This is a genomic window from Paractinoplanes bogorensis (genome assembly GCF_018829635.1).
GTDB classification, from domain to species: Bacteria; Actinomycetota; Actinomycetes; order Mycobacteriales; family Micromonosporaceae; genus Actinoplanes; species Actinoplanes bogorensis.
Window position 1 is genome coordinate 87413 of record NZ_JAHKKG010000021.1, and the last position, 17549, is coordinate 104961.

A 17549-nucleotide genomic window follows, 5' to 3' on the forward strand; every position below is an offset into this window, starting at 1 on the left:
AGTAATCGACACCAACCGGGCGGTTAGCGGCAAGAATGCCCTATATGGGCGACGCTCGGGTGATGGTCTTCGCGCCGGCACCACAACTCACGGTGACCATCGAACAACAGCACAACCAGGCGGAGCTGCATGTCCACCCCGGTGGGCAGGGCATCTGGCAGGCCCGCATGATCACCTCGCTCGGCGCCGAGGTGACGCTGTGCACGGCTATCGGCGGTGAGGTCGGCCGTGTGCTCAAGCCGTTGCTCGACTTCAAGGGCGTCCAGCTGCGCACGGTTCCCCGCGAGAGCGGCAGCGGCTGGTACGTGCACGACCGCCGCAACGGCAAGCGCCAGGAACTCGCCGAGCATCCCGGCGCCCCGTTCACCCGGCACGAGCTGGACGAGCTCTACAACCTCGCGCTGGCCGAGGGCCTGCGAGCCGGCAACGCCATCCTGAGCGGGCCGGCCCACCCGTCGGTGATCCGGCCCGACGTCTACGGACGGCTCGCCCACGACCTGCGGGCGCACGGCTGCCGCGTGATCGCCGACCTGTCCGGCGACCACCTCAAGGCGGTGCTCGAGGCCGGCCTGCACGTGGTCAAGGTCAGCCACGAGGAGCTGCTCCGGGACGGCATGATCAAGGACGCCTCCGAGAAGTCGCTCACCGAGGCGCTGGTCAAGCTGCACGAGGACGGCGCCGAGGCGGCCCTGCTGTCCCGGGCCGACGCGGGCGCGCTGGCGCTCTTCAACGACCAGATCTATCGGGTCGGCGTCCCGAAGCTCTCGATCGCCGACCACCGCGGAGCGGGCGACTCGATGACCGCCGGGGTGGCCGCCGTGCTGGCCCGGGGCGGCGAGATGACCCAGGCGGTCCGCACCGGGGCGGCCGCCGGCGCCCTCAACGTCACCCGGCACGGACTCGGCACGGGACATCTGGACGCCGTCCAGGTGCTCACCGAGCGGGTCAAGCTCACCCCTCTCAAGAAGGCGACATGACGAGAATCCTGGTCACCAACGACGACGGCATCGATGCGCCCGGTCTGCGCTGGCTGGCGCGGGCGGCGGCCCGGGAGGGGCACGACGTCGTGGTCGCCGCGCCGATCACCGAGGCCAGCGGCAGCAGCGCCGCGATGACCGCGGTCGAGGAACACGGCAAGATCATCCTGCACAAGCGTGAGCTGCCCCACGCCAAACACATTCCCGCGTACGCGGTGGCCGCCTCACCGGCCTACATCGTGCTGCTGGCCCTGCGGGAGGCGTTCGGCGAGGCGCCGCAGATGATCTTCTCGGGGATCAACCGGGGCGCCAACGCGGGCGCCGCGGTCGTCCACTCGGGCACGGTCGGGGCCACGCTGACCGGCTCGTACGCGGGCCTGCACGGGCTGGCCGTCTCACTCGACGTGCTCTCACCGCGCGCCTCGACCTCGCGCAGCGGGGGTGCCGCGCTGGCCGCCCTCGACCACGAGGAGGACGAGAAGCGGCACTGGGGCAGCGCCGCCGACCTGGCCGTGCGGCTGGTGCCGACGCTGCTGCACACACCGCCCGGCACGATCTTCAACCTCAACGTGCCCGACCTGCACCTGGACGGGATCCGCGGGCTGCGGCGGGCCTCGCTGGCCCAGTTCGGGCAGGTGCAGGTGAGCATCGCCGAGGCCGGGGAGGGCTTCGTGCGTACGGCCGTGCAGGCGGCCGACGACACGCTCGAGCCGGACACCGACCTGGCCGCGCTGGCCGAGCACTTCGCGGTGGTCACGCCGATCCGGCCGCCGCACGAGATGACCGAGGTCAAGATCAATCTCGAGTCGATCCAGGTGCACGCTCCGGCACTGTGATTCCTGATACGAAAAAGGCCGGCCCCGCGCGGGGGCCGGCCTTTCGTCAGTCTTGGGGCTCAGGACACCATCGGAAGGACGGCGTCGGCCTCGCCGTAGGGCTGAGGGTTGCCGAACAGGCCGAGCAGGCCGGTCACCCACAACTGGCGGTGCGCGAACCGGCTGGGCCGGGTGACGATCAGCTTCACCTCGCTGACCTGCGCGAGCTGGAACGCGGCGACAAGCGCGCTGATGCCCACGGAGTCGATGAAGCTTACGTTCTGCAGATTGAGCTCGATGCGAGCGAGATGCCCGGTGGCCAGCTGAGCCGCCACGGCCTCACGGATCTCGTACGCGTTTTCGACGTCGATCTCGCCGCTCGGCGAGACCTCCACCACGTCGTCGGCAAGCGTCGACGTCATTATCGACAGCGTCACGCCAAATCCCTCCACCCGCCCGGAATTTCCGAGCGTCGTTCCTGCACCCGAGCCGCCCCGGGGCGATCCCAGTTCGCCCAGCGCGACTCGTGCGTCGGGGGCGGTCGAGACTGCCCCCGATAGGTTCGGTGAAACTGACCGAAAGGTTAGGCACCGAACCTGTCAGACACCTGAGTGCCTCGTGTGAACCGGGTCAAGAGTACCGGGGCACGGCAACTCGTTTCCGAAACGTGATGACGTCCACAGCGGACACGTTTGCTGAACGACGGCCGTGGGCACGGTTAACCAGGGTTGTTGAGCCGCAGGTCGGTGCGCCCAGGTCTTCACCGTCCTGGACAACCCTCATAGATCGGCGAGTGCGGGAGGTAACTGAAGATGTTCTCCAGCAAGAGCAAGACGGAGCAGACGGCCGCGCAGGCCTGGGACTATCTGTCTGCTGCCATGTCGGCAGCGGGCGACACCGCGAAGGACACCGGCGACAAAGCGGCCAAGCTGGCCGGCAAGGCGAGTGATCAGGGTCACAAGCTCGCCGGTAAGGCCGGCGGCAAGGCCGACGTCGCCTGGGGCCGGGCCAACGCCGCGGCGGCCGCCCTGGCCGGGCGCAAGCCGTCCACGCCGTGGGCCCTGATCATCGGAGTCGGTCTGCTCGGTGTCGCGGTCGGTTACGCCGTCGCGACCTCGGCCCGGGCCGCCCTCGAGAAGCAGGCCGAGCAGGACGAGCTCGAGCTGGCCGAGACGGCGGTCGTGGTCACCCCGACCTACGACGACTGACCAGCTCTTCTTCTCCGGGCGGCCGCTGTGCCGCCCGGAGAATTGTCGTACCGGACTTCTAGGCTCGGGGTATGGAGGCACAGTTCTTCGATACCCCGGCCGAGCTGCGCGCGTGGTTCGAGCAGCATCACGAGTCCGCGCCCGAGCTGTTCGTCGGGTATTGGAAGAAGGGCTCCGGGCGCATCGGCGTGACCCATCCGCAGGCGATCGAGCAGGCGCTGTGCTTCGGCTGGATCGACAGCATCGGCCGCAGCATCGACAACGACAGCTATCAGGTGCGTTTCACGCCGCGCCGCAAGGGCAGTGTGTGGAGCGCGGTCAACATCGCCAAGATCGCCGAGCTGACCGAGGCGGGCCTGATGGCGCCGGCCGGGTTGCACGCGTTCGAGCAACGCAGGCCCGACCGGGTCGCCGTCTATTCGTACGAGCAGCCGGCCGACGCCGTGTTCGACGACGCCCAGACCGCCCGGTTCCGGGCCGAGGGTGCCGCCTGGGAGTGGTTCTCGGCCCAGACTCCCTCCTATCGGCGGGCGGCCGTGCACTGGGTGGTCAGCGCCAAGCGCGCCGACACCCGGGAGCGCCGCCTGACCCAGCTCATCACCGATTCGGCCGCGGGCCGAAAGGTGCCCCCTCTGACCCCCCGCTGACGGCTCGCTCTAGGTACAGTTTCGCCGTCGCTCTCCTGTGGCTCCGCCACCCGATTAGATAAGGTCCGTTGGTGCTCACTGCCGGCCACCTCCTCGGCAACCGATACCGGTTGGACGAGCGCATCGCCACAGGCGGGATGGGTGACGTCTGGCGCGGCACCGATGTCGTGCTGGGCCGCGTCATCGCCGTCAAGGTGCTGCGCGCCAACATGATGGCCGACCCCGAGTTCGCCGCCCGCTTCTACGGCGAGGCGCGGATGATGGCCGCCTTCCGCCACCCCGGCGTGGTCGAGGTCTACGACTACGCGAGCGCCACCGAGGGCGGCGGCGACGAGGGCGTGGCCTATCTGGTGATGGCCTACGTCGAGGGCGAGCCGCTGTCGACCCGGGTCAAGCAGGGCCCGATGCCGGTCACCGAGGTCATGTCGATCGTGGCGCAGGCGGCCGAGGCGCTGCACGCCGCCCACGAAAATGGCACGGTCCACCGCGACGTCAAACCGGGCAACCTGATCGTCAAGCCCAACGGCACCGTCGTCCTGGTCGACTTCGGCGTGGCCCGCTCGGCCGCCGTGACCAGCGTGACGGCGGTCAACGCGATCGTCGGCACCGCGCTCTACATGGCGCCCGAGCAGGTCGCCAAGGGCAACGTCTCGGCCGCCACCGACATCTACGCGCTGGGCGCGGTGGCCTACCACTGCATCGCCGGCGAGCCACCGTTCGACGGCGACAACGCGCTGCAGGTCGCGCTGCGCCACCTCGAGGACGACCCCGAGCCGCTGCCCGAGCACGTGCCGGCCGACGTACGGGAACTCATTCAGCGGGCGATGGCCAAGCAGCCGGCCGACCGGTTCGCCACGGCGGCGGAGTTCGCCGAGGCCGCGTTCGCCGCGGCCGGCCCGCTCGACTGGAAGAGGCTGACCGGCACGTCGATGGTCGCCCCGCTCAGCCCGGCCGCGCCCACCCGCGCCGTGCCGGTCCCCCGCGACCTGCCGCCGCCGCTCTCCCCGGCCACCGCGGCCGGCACCGCGCTGACCAACACCGGGATCACCGCCAAGAAGCCGCCGCGCAGCCAGACCGCGCTGCTCATCGGTGTCATCGCCCTGCTCGTGCTGGCCGGCGGCATGGCCTTCGCGATCGCCCTGCGTCCGACCGACAACAAGAACACGGTGGAGAACTCCGGGCCGGGCGTCGTGCCCTCGCAGACGGCCGACGACACCACGGCCGACCCCACCACCGCGCCGAGCGAGGTAAGCACCACCACGCACTCCCCGACCCGGGGCAACCAGCCGACGCGCACGCAGAGCCCGACCCCGTCGGCCACGCCGTCCGCGACCCCGTCGGCCACGCCCACGCGCACGCCGACCCTGCGGCCGACGACCACGGCGCCCCCGCCCCCGACCACGACGGCCCCACCGCCCCCGACCACGACGGCGCCACCGCCCCCGACCACGGCCGACCCGGGCGGCGACGGTGGGGCCGCGAACGTGCCGTAAGGCCGCTTGACTCTGACACCGTGTCAGGCCGGAAGGTGATCCCATGTTCAGCATCGGAGAGTTCGCCGGACTGGGACGCGTGTCGGTGCGCATGCTGCGGCACTACGACGCGATCGGGCTGCTGCGGCCCGCGCACGTCGACCCGCACAGCGGCTATCGGTTCTACACGGCCGCGCAGCTGCGCCTGCTCAACCGGGTGACCGCCCTCAAAGATCTCGGCTTCAGCCTGCAGCAGGTGCAGACGCTGATCGACGAGAAGATCGGCACCAGCGAGTTGTGGGGCATGCTGCGGCTGCGACGGGCCGAGCTCGAGGCGCAGCGGGCCCACGACACCGCACGCCTGGCCCAGGTCGACGCGCGACTCCGGATGATCGAGAGCGAGGGGCACATGGACACCGGAGATGTCGTAGTCAAGAAGATCCCGGCCACACGCGTGGCCATGCTGGAGGCCATCGCCACCAGCTACGACGACCCGTCGTCGATCACCGAGAACCTGACACCGCTCTACCCGCGGCTGATGGAGCTGATGGAGCAGAGCAAGGTGCCGATGACCGCGGCGCCGATCGCCTACTACCGGGCCGCTCCGACCGGCCCCGGCGACGAGACGATCACCGTGCACGCGGCGTTCCCGATCGGGGATGCGGAGGTTCCCGGCAACGCGGGCTTCCAGGTGATCACGCTGCCCGCGATCGAGGAGGCGGCGTCGGCGATGCACTACGGCTCGATGTCCGAGGCGTTCCGCACGGGTCAGAAGATCGCCAACTGGATCGACGACAACGGCTACCGCGCCGTCGAGCCGGGCTACGCGGTCGAGGTCTACCTGGACTGCCCGCCCGGCGACTTCGACAAGTGGGTCACCGAGTTGCAGGTTCCCGTCAAAAGCAACTGAAAACTAACCTCAGGTCGGCCGGGGCGTGGCCGATGGGCCCGGGCGGCACGGAACTGCAACCGTGCCGCTACCGAGAGGCCCGCGATATGACAAGCCCGGTCCCGTACGCCGCGTACCCGACCACTCCGCCCTGGGGAACCCCGGCGGCGCCGCCCGCCGCTGAAGCCCTGGAGGCCATCCGGCCCATGCCGGCGAGCCGGCTGTTCGTCCGCTTCCCGGAAGAGATGGCCCGGGCGGCGCGGCCCCAGGCGCCGGCGTGGCTGCCGGTGGTCTTCTGGACGCTGCTGCTCGGCGTGCCCGGGGCGGTCTCGGCGGTCCGCCGGAGCGCCGACGCCCGCCGCGGCGGCCACGAGCGCTACCCGTACTGGATAGCTTTCGGCACCGTGCTCGCGGCGGCGGGCGTGGCTCTGACGATGCTGGGGCTTTTCTAGGGCCCCAGCAGGTCGATCAGAAACTCGATGGAGAAACCGACCCCGGCGACGTCGGCGGCGATCTCCACGCCAGCCCCGGCCTGCCACACGGATCACTCGGGCGGCATTCCGGCCCGTTCGAGTCCTGAAGATCGCGGTCGACCTGCCCGGCGACCGCGGAGACACTCCAGTCCCCTGGCACGTAGCCGGTCGGGTCAACCGGCATCGCGTTGTCGCCGAGCGTGCCGGCCCACACGTCCTCAACAACGGTCGCCTGCCACGGCGACCACCCGGCACACTCGTCGTCGGCTCGCCTGCGCTCGGTGGCCTGGTCGTACCAGCGGCCGAAGTCTCCTCGTCGACGCGGGCCTCGTACCCCGGTCGTAACCGGCGCAGAACGCCTCGGTCCAGACGAGTAGCCGTTCTTCCTCTGTCATCGCGCACCGTCCTTGCGGGCGCCGTCTCCGTAGCCATATGCGAAGCGTCGGCCTCGGCGGGCTCCCTCTTGGGGTGGTGGCGAGATTCTTGGTGTCGCGGAATTCTCGGCGCTGCATTTCGGCCTCGGCCGCCGTCGGCAACGTGTCGTGGCCCCTGATACTGCTGGGATACGCCTGATTGGCGCACCCCAGCGGATCGATCAGAACTCGATGGGGACGCCGGACCGGACGAGCTGCCAGTTTCTGGTGAAGAAGTCGGCCGGGTTGATGGCGCCCTTCGCCTGGGCCCAGTCGATCAGCAGCTGGCGGATCTCCTGCTGCGCGTTGTAGACCTGCGTCTTGACGATGCCGGGGAAGTTGCCGCCGCCGGAGCGGCGGTAGTTGTTCACCGCCACCACGAAGCGGGCCGCCGGGTCGACGTCGGCGCCGGCGATCTGCAGGCGGGTGATGCGGGAACCGACCGGCTGCGCGATGTCGATGTCGTAGTCGACGCCGGAGAACACGTCGTAGTTGTAGTCGGGCACGGCCGGATCGCTGATCGTGGCCGGGTCCACCGGGGCGCCGGGCGCGAGCGTGACGAAGTACTTGGCCGAGTACTCCAGGTACGCCTTCACCTCGGCCCCGGTCAGCACGACGGCCTCGAGCGTGTTGTCGTAGATGTAGAGCCCGGCCACGTCCTTGATCTTGACGTCGCCCTGCGGGAAGACGGCCGTACGGCTGAACGGCGCGGCGATCGAGAGCACCGGCAGGCTCGCGTACTCGGTGCCGGCCAGCGCCGCGGTGACGGTGTCGGTCTGCACCTTGTTGATGTAGTCGAGGATCGGCGTGTCCTCGTAGCGTGACGTCGCGGCCGAGAGCGTCTCCGTCGAGGTGGCGACGACCTGGTTGACGTACGCGACGGTCTTGGTGTGCTGGGACCGGACCGCCGCGAGCACCTGGGGATCGGCCTCGACGGTGTTGGTGTTGAGCGTGACCGACGACTTCGTGGTGATCGTCCAGCGGCCCCGCTCGCGGACCAGGTCGAAGTCCATCTTGGTGAGCCGCTGTCCCCACTTCGACGGCTCGGAGAGCAAAACCTGCTTTCCCGTACGCGTGTTGGTGACGAACCGCTGCGCCACCTCGGCGTGCGCGTGCCCGAACAGGATCGCGTCGATGCCCGGAACCTGCTCGGCGATCAGGGCCGACGGGTTCTCGTTGGGCACCTCGGGACCGTAGCTGGACGTGCCGCTGTCACCGCCGTGGGCCGAGATCAGCACGACGTCGGCACCGCGGGCCCGCATGATCGGCACCCACTTGGCCGCGGTCGAGATCATGTCGAGGAACTCCACCTTGCCCTCGACGTTGGCCCGGTCCCAGATCGCCGATCCCGGGTTGGTGAGCCCGAGGATGCCGACCCGCAGCGTCGGCGCGTGGCGACCGAGCGAGACCTTCTTTATGACGTACGGCGTAAAGGCGGGCTTGCCGGTCCTGGCGCTCACCGCGTTGGCGGCCAGGGCCGGGAACCCGAGCTGGCGGATCCACAGGTTGAGCAACGGCAGCCCGTAGTTGAATTCGTGGTTGCCCAGCGTCACCGCGTCGTAGTGCAGCACGTTCATGGCCCGGGCCATCGGGTGCTTCTCGCCGGTCTCGGTGATCGGCTCCTGCTTGGCGTAGTAGGTCGCCAGCGGCGTGCCCTGGATGGTGTCGCCCGCGTCGAGCACGAGCGTCGCCCCGGTCGCCTCGGCGCGCAGCTTGTTCACCAGCGCGGCCAGCTTGGCCACGCCGACGTCGTTGTGCGCGCTGTCGTCGTACTCGGCGTCCTTGTAGTAATCCCAGTTGTAGACGTTGCCGTGGGTGTCGGACGTGCCGAGCACAGTCAAGCGGTACGAAGTGGTCGGCGGGTGGGCCTGCGCCGCGCCTTCGGCCAGCATCGGGGCCGCCACGGTGGCGGCGCCGGCCGCCAGCACGGTTCGCCGGGTGAGGTTCATGACTGAGCCTTTCGGTTGTCCGGGGCGCACCTCGTGAGCACGCACAGTCGGCACCATAGCCGTCGATATAACGCCAGGTCGATGGACCTCGGGTTACATCTCGTCGGGTACCGGGATGCCCAGCAGGTCGAGGCCGTGGCGCAGCGTCGTGCCGGTGTGGGTGGTCAGCGTCAGCCGGCTCGGCGACGACCGGATCGGACAGCGCTCGTAGAACGTGGAGAACGCCGCCGCCAGGTCGTACAGGTAGACGGCCAGGCGATGCGGTTCCCGGTGCTCGATCGCGGCGGCCACGGCGGCCTCGAAGCCGTGGATCGCCAGGATCAGCCGCCGCTCGGACGGGTCGGTGATCGTCACCTCACCCGGCGAAGCCGAGGCCTTGGCCAGCAGCGAACGGATCCGGGCCACCGCGTATTGCAGGTAGGGGCCGGTGTTGCCGGTCGTGGCCAGCATCCGGTCCCAGTCGAAGACGTAGTCACCGATCCGGTCCGAGGACAGGTCGGCGTACTTGATCGCGCCGATGCCGACCGGTGGCGAGGACGCCCGGCGGTCCGCCTCGTCGAGCAGGTCGGCCAGCTTGATCGTCTCGCCCGACCGGGTCTTGAGCATCTTGCCGTCGGGACCCAGGATCGAGCCGAAGCTGATGTGTTCGGCGACCACGCCGTCGTCGAGCCAGCCGGCCGCCCGGCCCACGGCGAAGACCATCCGGAAATGGGTGCTCTGCGGTGCGCCGACCACGTAGAGCAGCCGGTCGGCCTTCAGGTCACGGGTCCGGTGCCGCAGGGCCGCGAGGTCGGTCGCCGCGTACCCGAAACCGCCGTCGCTCTTCCGCACGATCAACGGGAGCGGCTCGCCGTCCCGCCCGGCGAACCCGGACGGGAACGCGCACAGCGCACCCTCGCTCTCGACCAGCAGACCCTTGGCGGTCAGTTCGTCGACCACCGAGGCCAGCTGATCCTGATAGGAGCTCTCCCCCGCGAAGTCGTCGCTGGTCAGCGTGATGCCGAGCCGGGCGTAGTCATCCAGGAACGACCGTTCGGACTGCTCGACCAGCTGCCGCCACCGGGCCCGGGTCGGCTCGTCGCCGCTCTGCAGCGCGACCACCCGCAGCCGGGCCCGGGTGCGGAAGTCCGGATCGTTGTCGAACCGGACCCGTGCCTGCCGGTAGAAGTCGGTCAGGTCGGACAGTGAATAGGCGCCCGTCGGGTCGGACATGTGCTCGATCAGCATGCCGAACTGCGTGCCCCAGTCACCGAGATGGTTCACCCGGACGACGTCGTAGCCGGCCCAGCTGAACAGGCGGGCCAGCGCGTCCCCGATGATCGTCGACCGGAGGTGGCCGACGTGCAGTTCCTTGGCCACGTTGGGCCCGGAGTAGTCGATCACCACCCGCTCGCCGGTCGGCCGGCCCGGTTCGGGGTCGGCGGGCGCCGACGTCAGCACCGCGTCGGCGACGGTCAGATTGATGAACCCGGGACCGGAGATCTCGGCCTCGGCCAGGCCGGCCAGGTCGGCCCGGGCCAGCACGTCGGCGGCGATCTCACGCGGCGGGCGGTGCAGCGACCGGGACAGGGCGAGCGCGGCCCCGGACTGGAAATCGGCGTGCTGCGACGCCCGTACGGCGGGATCGATTTTCTCGCCGGCGACCGTTTCGAAGGCGGGCGCCAGCCGGGCGGCGAGAAGAACTTCGAGATTCATGGGCAACCCATCGACAAACGCGGGGAAGCGGGTCGACCGGATCGCGGACAGTGCGGAACCGGCGGGATCGACCCGCCGGTGGACAGCAAGACTCAGCGGCGGTCGTCGGAACGCCGGCGTCGCTCGCTGTAGGTCTGCACGGCACCACGGTAGCGCATGCCGCTCGGATCGCCGTAGCAAGATATGACGGGTGAGCTGGGTGGCCGGGGAGACCGGCGTGGTGCGACTGCCGTCGGGGCGGCTGGTGCGAGGGCGCGGGCTGCGGGAGGCGATGCCGTCCGGGCATCCGCCCGACTTCGGGGTGTATCTGCTGGGCTCGGCGCCGCCCGAGTTCGGGTGGACCAGCCGGTGGATCGAGTGGCCCGACTTCCGGCTTCCGCGCGATCCCGCGTACGCGGGAAGGGTCTTGACTGAAGCATGGGAAAGGGCCGGCGCCGAGCGGGTCGAGATCGCCTGTTACGGCGGACGTGGGCGCACCGGGACCGCCCTGGCCTGCGTGGCGATCCTGGACGGAGTGGCTCCGGCGGAGGCGGTGGCGTGGGTGCGCGAGCACTACCATCCGCGCGCGGTCGAGACGCCGTGGCAGCGCCGGTTCGTCCGTTCCTTCCCAGCTGCTTGACCCTGGGCGTGAAAAGCGTGCCGATTCACCCGAACTGGCGATTAGTCTGGAGCGGCACGCCGAGGCCTGGGGGGACTCATGATCGTCGTGGAGCGCACGTTCGCCGTGACCGTGGCCCCCGGGCCGGCGCTCGGATATCTGACCGATTTCGGCAATACGGCGGCGTGGGATCCGGCCGTCCGGCAGACGACCCGCACCAGTGCCGGGCCGATCCGGCCGGGCGCGAGCTGGCACCAGGTGTGCCGCATCCTGGGCGTCACCACCGAACTGACCTACATGCTGGTCGGCATGAGCCCGGAGCGTCTCGAGTTCCACGGGCGCAACGAGGGCGCGACCTGCGTCGACACCGTGGCCGTGCGGGCGGCGCCAGCCGGCAGTGAGATCACCTACCGGGTCGAGCTCGAGATGCACGGGCTGGCCAAGCTGGCCGCCCCACTGATCAAGATGGAGTTCGAGAAGCTGGGGACGGCCGGGGCCGCCGCCCTGACGACGGCCCTCAACCAGCTCGGCCCGCTCCGCACCACGTTCGCCGCCCCGGCGACGCCTCACCCGTTGATGCCGCCGCAGGGGCAGGAGGCCTGACTCAGGCCCGGGTCGCGATCACCTGCAGATAGGCGGACGGAATCCGGGCCGTGCCGTCGGTCGCCGTGTTGTAGCGGCCGGCCAGCGCGACCAGATCGTCGTAGAGCGGCTTGCCCCCGTCCGGGCCCAGCGCCTCGAACGCCTTGAGGGTCGGGCCGTAGTTCGCCCGGAAGTAGTCGGCGAACGCCTCGGTCGACGCGAAGCGGAACACGAACTCCCGGCGTACGGCACGCAGCTCGCTGACCCGCTCGCCGAACAGCTCCCGCACCCGCGCCTCACTCCCCCACTCGACCGGTCCGCGAATGCCGGGCGGCGGCGGGACCCGACGGCCGACGGTCCGGAACATCTCGCCGATGAAACCGTCCGGCGTCCAGTTCGCCATCGCGATCGTGCCCCCACTGCGGCAGACCCGGGTCATTTCGGCCGCCGTACGCTCCTGGTCCGGGGCGAACATCGCACCCACCACCGAGATCACCGCGTCGTAGCGGCCGTCGGCGCACGGCAGGTTCTCGGCGTCGGCGACCTCGACGGTGAGCGGCAGGTGCTCGGCATCGGCTCGCTCCCGGGCCCGGACCAGCAGTTCGGGCACGTAGTCGGTCGCGGTCACCCGGCATCCGCACCGGGCCGCGGCGAGCGAGGCGTTGCCGGTGCCGGCCGCGACGTCCAGCACCTCCGAGCCCGCCGCCAGGTCGGCCGCCTGCACGGTCTCCTCCGCCATCGGATGGATCAAGGCCGCGACCGCGCCGTAGTCGCCGCTCGCCCAGGTCTTCTGCTGCTTGGCCTTGAGGCCGTCCAGAGTAAGTTCAGTCATGCCTTCGACCGTAGAAATCCGCCGGTCCCGGCACATGGGGAGAGCTCCCTATGTTGGTCCTCAGTTTTGCAACAGGGCCTTACAGCAGGTCACGGGCGCGGGCCTCGGCGGCGGCGCGGCCGCGGGACGAGACACCGAGCTTGGTGAGCACGGCCGAGACGTGGTGGTCGACCGTCTTGGCCGACAGGGACAGCCGGGCGGCGATGTCGGCGTTGCTCAGGCCCTCGGCGACCAGCCGCAGCACCTCGCGCTGACGGCCGGTCAACCCGGTCGGGTCGGCGGCGGTGGCGGCGCGCGGGCCGCGGGGCACGCTCAGGCCGCGGTCCCGCAGGTCGGCGCGCAGGCGACGGGCCGGGGCGACGGCGCCCAGGCGGTCGAAGATGCGCAGGGCCTCGGCCGGCTCGCCGTGGGAGAGCGCACAGGCGACGTAGTACGAGCAGCCCGCCTCCCGCCAGTGCTCGGCGGCGGCCCGCCAGTCACCGTCGATCACCTGGCGGAACGGCTTGGCCGCGATCGCCGGAGCGGGAGCCGGATCACCGGCTCGCCACAGCCAGAACGCCAGCTCACCGGCGAACCACGGGTGTTCGGCCCGCAACGCCACTGTCAAGCCGCGGCGGGCCTCGGTGGCGCAGGCGTTCCGGTCGCCGGCCAGCCAGTACGCCTCGGCCAGGACGATCGCGGGCGGGCAGACGAACTGGGACTCCCCCGTCGGGTAGCCGCGCTCGGCCGCCCGCCGCGCCTCCTCGAGAGCACCGGGCTCGTCGCGCCGCACCCGCAGCGTGGCCCGCGCGACCATCGCCGGGATCAGCCCACCACCGTGCATGACCGGGCCGGTCAGCCCCTCGGTGGCGTCGCTCTCGGCCGCGGCCCAGTCGCCCCGGGCCAGGTGCAGGCGGGCGCGGTGGCCGAGCAGGTGCCGGGCGTACCCGTCGAGGTCGTGCGCGGTCAGGAACGGGATGATCCGGTCGAAGGTCAGTTCGGCGGTCTCGAACTCGAACCAGTCGACCGACTGGCTGGCCAGGTTGGTCAGGGCCCGGCCGGCGTGGTCGTCGAGCCCGGCCGCGACCGCCTGCTCGTGGGCCCGGCGCAGGTTGCCGACACCGGTCCGATCGCCCAGATGCAACTGCGCCGACCCGATGTTGATCAGAGCGTGCACCTCGGTGTCGAGATCACCGATGCGGCGGGCCAGGTCGGTGGCCCGTTCCCCCCACTCGATCGCCGACCGGTTCTCGTTGCGCAGCATGAAGAGCTGGGACAGATTGCTGTACGCGGCGGCAAGCTCGGCACCGGGCGGCTGCGACTCGAGGACCTCGACGGCTCGGAAACCGATCTCGCGGGCCTCGTCGGGGCGGCCGTTCCACCAGCTCAGCCGGGACACCCAGCGCAGGGCCACGCCGATCGGCACCGGCTCGCCGAGTGTGGTGCGCAGGGCCAGCGCGGCTCGGCTCGCGTCGAGGGCCTCGGCTCGTCCACTGTGGTAGGCGGCCTCCGAGTACTCCTCGAACAGGGCGGCCCGTTCGGCGGCGGGACGGTCGGCGGCCAGCGGGAGAACCCGCTCGTAGTGGGCTGTGGCCTGATGGTGGGCGCCCAGCGAGGCGGCGCGGCGGGCGGCGATCGGGGCCCAGCGCAGCACGGCCGCGTCGTCGCCGGCGTGGTGGGCGTGGTGGACGAGCGAGGCGGGGTCGGCTGTCTCGTTCTCGAGGGACCTGAGGATCTCGGCGTGGAGGGACTGCCGGCGTACGGGGGAAAGGTTTTCCTCGACGGCCTGACGCAGCAGCTCGTGACGGAAGGCGACGCCGGTGCCGTTGGCGGTGAGCACGCCACGGGCCAGGCACTCGTCGACCTCGGTCAACCGGCCGGCCAGCAGTTCCCGGCCCGCGCGCGACGGGACGACCGAGACCAGCTGCGCGACCTCACGGGCGGCGGGCGTCAGCATGGCGAGGCGGCTCAGCACCAGGTCCCGTACGGTCGGAGGGACGCCCTCGGCCGACGCGGCCAGCACCTCGGTGACCAGCAGAGGGTTACCGCCGGTGACCTCGTACACGTCGGGCGCCTCCCGGCCGGCGCGGTGGGCCAGCTCGGCGACCGCGGCCGGTGACAGCGGGGGCAGGCTGATCCGGCGGACGAGACCGCGAGGGAGTCCGGCCAGGACGGTGCGCAGCCGGTGCTCGGGGCCGATCTCGTCCTCACGGAAGGTGAGCACGAGCAGCGCCCGGCACAGCGCCAGCCGCCGCCCCAGGAACGACACCATGTCGAGGGTGGCCTCGTCGGCCCAGTGCAGATCTTCCAGTACGACCACTGGCCGCGCGGCCTGCGGCGGACGGTCGAGCGCCTCGAGCAGCAGGTCGAAAACCTCACCGCGCGGGCCGTCACCGATGCGGTCACGCAGCCGCCCACCAAGCCGCCGGGCGATGTCGTGCAGCGGGCCGAGCGCGCGCGGGGTGAGCAGCGGATCGCAGGCGCCCCAGAGCATCTGGGCGCGGGCCCCAGCCGCTTCGGCGAACGCAGCCACCAGACTCGACTTGCCGGCGCCGGCCTCACCGCTGACCACGGCAACCCGCCCACCGGCGGCCGAGCCGACAAGCAGGTCGTCGAGCACGGCAAGCTCGGCGAAACGCTCCAGCAGCGGCGGCACGCGCCCAGGCTAGGCACCCGTCGCCCGCGCTGCCTAGCGACTATCGGACAGGTGGGGACCGACGGGCGCCGGCGCTGCGCTTGGTGGGGTGACTCGGGCAACACCCGACGTCCGTGCTCGCCCCACGCCATCGCAGCATCGCGTCGTTATCCGCGCGGCGCCAAGCATTGCGGCCGCCCGAGCCGAGAAATTCGGATTCCGGGGTCCGGCTTCGTGTTTTCGCCCCCGGAAGAACGAGCTCGCCGCTGACCTCGTTGAGCGCGGCGTCCTCAAGACGGTGACCTCCGGGTCGCTCAGGCAAAGCTTTGCGCTTGACGTTCCGAACGGCGCCGGTTCCTTCTGAACTTCACCGTCGCTCGGCCCGCTTTCACAAATTGCGGCGTCGCCCCGAGCACGCCCGGTCATGACGGTCGGATTCTGGCACGACTCGGGCAAGACACGAACGCCGGGATCGGCCGGATCGTGAACGCCGGGCACGCAAAGATCGACGCTTTCCGGATGCGCCACCACTGCACGGACAGGAACCGTCGCCACCTTGCGGAGCAGGTGAACAGCATCCTGGTCATGGATCAGACGCGCCGCCATCTCGTGCACTGAACGTGCTGCGGCTTTCTCGAAACCGGTCGCCGCCACCTCATCACGCGCCAGACGCGCAGCCACCTCCCGGACCAGACGCGCAGCCACCTCACGCACCAAACGCGCAGCCACCTCCCGAGCCAGCCGGGCAGCCTCCTCCCGGACCAGCCGGGCAGCCTCCTCCCGGACCAGCCGGGCAGCCTCCTCCCGGACCAGCCGGGCAGCCGCCTCACGCGCCAGACGAGCCGCCACCTCCCGGACCAGCCGGGCAGCCTCCTCCCGGACCAGACGAGCCGCCGCCTCACGCGCCAGACGAGCCGCCACCTCCCGGACCAGCCGGGCAGCCTCCTCCCGGACCAGACGAGCCGCCGCCTCACGCGCCAGACGAGCCGCCACCTCCCGGACCAGACGCGCAGCCTCCTCCCGGACCAGACGAGCCGCCGCCTCACGCGCCAGACGAGCCGCCACCTCCCGGACCAGACGCGCAGCCTCCTCCCGGACCAGACGAGCCGCCGCCTCACGCGCCAAACGCGCAGCCACTTTCTCGAGTACGAGACGCGCAGCGGCCTCCTGGCGGACCAGACGCGCTTTTTCCTCAACGCGTCGGAGCCGCGCCGCCGCGGCCTCCTCGCGGATCAAACGTGTCGCCTCCTGGTGACGCTTCAGGCGTGCGGCGGCCGCCTCTTCGGGCCGCGAACATGCCGCCGCCTCCTCTTCACCGATCAGACGTAGCCGCGCGGCGTGGCGCTGGGCGAGACCCCAATTCCGGTGCCGCTGTCGCTCACGACGAAACTCCTCCATTTCCGGAGAATAGTTTCGCGCCTTTGTTCGATCCCGCATCCCGGCCAGTTCGACATTGCTGAAGAATTGGAGCTGCCGCATGCCCAATTATCCCGCGACCAAAGATCAACTGCCACCCCAAAGCCAAAGTGGATCACGCGATTTTCCGAGCAAATAAAGGACAGGAAATAGAGCTTGCTTCACACCGCCATGACGGATTCCTGCGTTACCACAACACGGCGACCCGCGCCCACCCGCACCGAACAACGGATATGAAGGATCACCCGTACCATCCACGCAGAATGACCACGCATTCATGAAAACGACACCCACCGCATGAAAGACGACCAAGATCAGACACTCAACCCAGGAAGACGTCGCGGCGGGACGTGGCGCAACTGCTGGATCGGCGCGCGGCCGCGAACAGCGGAATCACACAGCCGCGGACCGCACGGTCGCGGACCACGCAGTCACACGCTCGCGCAGGAGCGCAGGAGCGCAGGAGCGCAGTCACACGGTCGCGCAGTCGCGTGGTCGCGCGGTCCCGGTCGCGCAGACACGCAGTCGCGTGGTTATCCAGTCGCGGAGTCACGCGAAGCCGGTCGACGCCAAAGGTGTGGATGAAGGTGGTCCGGAAAGGAACGTTCGCGGTCACGCAGGAGCGCAGTCACACGGTCGCGCAGGAGCGCAGTCACACGGTCGCGTGGTCCTGTGGTCGCGGAGCCACGCGAAGCCGGTCGACGCTAAAGGTGTGGATGAGGGTGGTCCGGAAAGGAACGTTCGCGGTCACGCAAGAACGCAGTCACACGGTCGCGCAGGAGCGCAGTCACGCGGTCGCGTGGTCGTGTGGTCGTGTGGTCGCGGAGCCACGCGAAGCCGGTTGGGCTTGACCCGTTTCGGCGGACAGGGCTGGTGTGTGGATTGGTTCAGGCTGCTGTTTCGTAGGCGGTTGGGCTGCGATAGCCGAGGCTGGAATGCCGGCGGTGGGTGTTGTACCAGCCTTCGATG

15 protein-coding genes are annotated in these 17549 nt (G+C 70.4%); 9 read left to right on the top strand and 6 right to left on the bottom strand.

What is annotated here, in order from left to right; all coding sequences use genetic code 11:
- Positions 1-44 precede the first annotated feature (44 nt).
- Both KOI35_RS44700 and surE read left to right on the top strand, forming a co-directional pair.
- On the top strand, positions 45-977 hold the full coding sequence (locus KOI35_RS44700; RefSeq protein ID WP_246614806.1) for a 1-phosphofructokinase family hexose kinase: 933 nt from the start codon (positions 45-47) through the stop codon (positions 975-977).
- Positions 974-1813: a 5'/3'-nucleotidase SurE gene (gene surE, locus KOI35_RS44705; protein ID WP_215795853.1), complete on the top strand. Its 840-nt coding sequence runs from the start codon at positions 974-976 to the stop codon at positions 1811-1813. Before KOI35_RS44700 ends, surE begins: the two co-directional genes overlap by 4 nt.
- Positions 1814-1872: 59 nt before the next feature.
- Here the strand turns inward: surE and KOI35_RS44710 are convergent, their stop codons facing one another.
- Positions 1873-2229, bottom strand: a complete 357-nt coding sequence (locus KOI35_RS44710) for an STAS domain-containing protein (RefSeq protein WP_215795854.1) — start codon at positions 2227-2229, stop codon at positions 1873-1875.
- A gap of 375 nt (positions 2230-2604) precedes the next feature.
- Between KOI35_RS44710 and KOI35_RS44715 the strand changes: the two genes are divergently transcribed.
- From KOI35_RS44715 to KOI35_RS44735, 5 genes are all read left to right on the top strand, one after another.
- Positions 2605-3000: a hypothetical protein gene (locus tag KOI35_RS44715; RefSeq protein ID WP_215795855.1), complete on the top strand. Its 396-nt coding sequence runs from the start codon at positions 2605-2607 to the stop codon at positions 2998-3000.
- Positions 3001-3071: 71 nt separating this feature from the next.
- A complete protein-coding gene (locus KOI35_RS44720; protein ID WP_215795856.1) occupies positions 3072-3647 on the top strand; it encodes a YdeI/OmpD-associated family protein in 576 nt (191 codons plus the stop codon).
- A gap of 71 nt (positions 3648-3718) precedes the next feature.
- On the top strand, positions 3719-5140 hold the full coding sequence (locus tag KOI35_RS44725) for a serine/threonine-protein kinase (protein WP_215795857.1): 1422 nt from the start codon (positions 3719-3721) through the stop codon (positions 5138-5140).
- Positions 5141-5183: 43 nt separating this feature from the next.
- Complete coding sequence (locus KOI35_RS44730; protein WP_215795858.1) at positions 5184-6029, top strand: MerR family transcriptional regulator; 846 nt, start codon at positions 5184-5186, stop codon at positions 6027-6029.
- 86 nt (positions 6030-6115) lie between these two features.
- Positions 6116-6460 carry a hypothetical protein gene (locus KOI35_RS44735; protein ID WP_215795859.1) on the top strand — a complete coding sequence of 115 codons (345 nt, stop codon included), beginning with the start codon at positions 6116-6118 and terminating at the stop codon, positions 6458-6460.
- Positions 6461-7076: 616 nt separating this feature from the next.
- On the opposite strand, the gene KOI35_RS44740 is transcribed toward KOI35_RS44735, so the two are convergent.
- Together KOI35_RS44740 and argS are read right to left on the bottom strand one after the other, a co-directional pair.
- Positions 7077-8843, bottom strand: a complete 1767-nt coding sequence (locus tag KOI35_RS44740; RefSeq protein WP_215795860.1) for a bifunctional metallophosphatase/5'-nucleotidase — start codon at positions 8841-8843, stop codon at positions 7077-7079.
- 93 nt (positions 8844-8936) lie between these two features.
- A complete protein-coding gene (argS, locus tag KOI35_RS44745) occupies positions 8937-10538 on the bottom strand; it encodes an arginine--tRNA ligase (protein ID WP_215795861.1) in 1602 nt (533 codons plus the stop codon).
- A gap of 190 nt (positions 10539-10728) precedes the next feature.
- Here argS and KOI35_RS44750 point away from each other — a divergent pair, with 190 nt between their 5' ends.
- Together KOI35_RS44750 and KOI35_RS44755 are read left to right on the top strand one after the other, a co-directional pair.
- The gene (locus KOI35_RS44750; RefSeq protein WP_308121442.1) at positions 10729-11157 is read left to right on the top strand and encodes a protein-tyrosine phosphatase family protein; all 429 of its coding nucleotides are present in this window, start codon (positions 10729-10731) and stop codon (positions 11155-11157) included.
- A gap of 78 nt (positions 11158-11235) precedes the next feature.
- Positions 11236-11739 carry an SRPBCC family protein gene (locus KOI35_RS44755; protein ID WP_215795862.1) on the top strand — a complete coding sequence of 168 codons (504 nt, stop codon included), beginning with the start codon at positions 11236-11238 and terminating at the stop codon, positions 11737-11739.
- Position 11740: 1 nt separating this feature from the next.
- Here the strand turns inward: KOI35_RS44755 and KOI35_RS44760 are convergent, their stop codons facing one another.
- The 3 genes from KOI35_RS44760 to KOI35_RS44770 all read right to left on the bottom strand — a co-directional run bounded on the left by KOI35_RS44760 (position 11741) and on the right by KOI35_RS44770 (position 16643).
- Entirely contained in the window at positions 11741-12550 is an 810-nt protein-coding gene (locus KOI35_RS44760; protein ID WP_215795863.1) for a class I SAM-dependent methyltransferase, read from the bottom strand.
- Between the two features lie 79 nt (positions 12551-12629).
- Positions 12630-15185, bottom strand: a complete 2556-nt coding sequence (locus KOI35_RS44765; RefSeq protein WP_215795864.1) for an ATP-binding protein — start codon at positions 15183-15185, stop codon at positions 12630-12632.
- Between the two features lie 33 nt (positions 15186-15218).
- Positions 15219-16643 carry a hypothetical protein gene (locus tag KOI35_RS44770; RefSeq protein WP_215795865.1) on the bottom strand — a complete coding sequence of 475 codons (1425 nt, stop codon included), beginning with the start codon at positions 16641-16643 and terminating at the stop codon, positions 15219-15221.
- Positions 16644-17549 lie beyond the last annotated feature (906 nt).

Excerpts from the sequence above, each read along its gene's own strand:
- KOI35_RS44700 (WP_246614806.1), top strand. The coding sequence starts at position 45 with ATGGGCGACGCTCGGGTGATGGTCTTCGCGCCGGCACCACAACTCACG.
- surE (WP_215795853.1), top strand. The coding sequence starts at position 974 with ATGACGAGAATCCTGGTCACCAACGACGACGGCATCGATGCGCCCGGT.
- KOI35_RS44715 (WP_215795855.1), top strand. The coding sequence starts at position 2,605 with ATGTTCTCCAGCAAGAGCAAGACGGAGCAGACGGCCGCGCAGGCCTGG.
- KOI35_RS44720 (WP_215795856.1), top strand. The coding sequence starts at position 3,072 with ATGGAGGCACAGTTCTTCGATACCCCGGCCGAGCTGCGCGCGTGGTTC.
- KOI35_RS44730 (WP_215795858.1), top strand. The coding sequence starts at position 5,184 with ATGTTCAGCATCGGAGAGTTCGCCGGACTGGGACGCGTGTCGGTGCGC.
- KOI35_RS44735 (WP_215795859.1), top strand. The coding sequence starts at position 6,116 with ATGACAAGCCCGGTCCCGTACGCCGCGTACCCGACCACTCCGCCCTGG.
- KOI35_RS44740 (WP_215795860.1), bottom strand. The coding sequence starts at position 8,843 with ATGAACCTCACCCGGCGAACCGTGCTGGCGGCCGGCGCCGCCACCGTG.
- argS (WP_215795861.1), bottom strand. The coding sequence starts at position 10,538 with ATGAATCTCGAAGTTCTTCTCGCCGCCCGGCTGGCGCCCGCCTTCGAA.
- KOI35_RS44755 (WP_215795862.1), top strand. The coding sequence starts at position 11,236 with ATGATCGTCGTGGAGCGCACGTTCGCCGTGACCGTGGCCCCCGGGCCG.
- KOI35_RS44760 (WP_215795863.1), bottom strand. The coding sequence starts at position 12,550 with ATGACTGAACTTACTCTGGACGGCCTCAAGGCCAAGCAGCAGAAGACC.
- KOI35_RS44770 (WP_215795865.1), bottom strand. The coding sequence starts at position 16,643 with ATGCGGCAGCTCCAATTCTTCAGCAATGTCGAACTGGCCGGGATGCGG.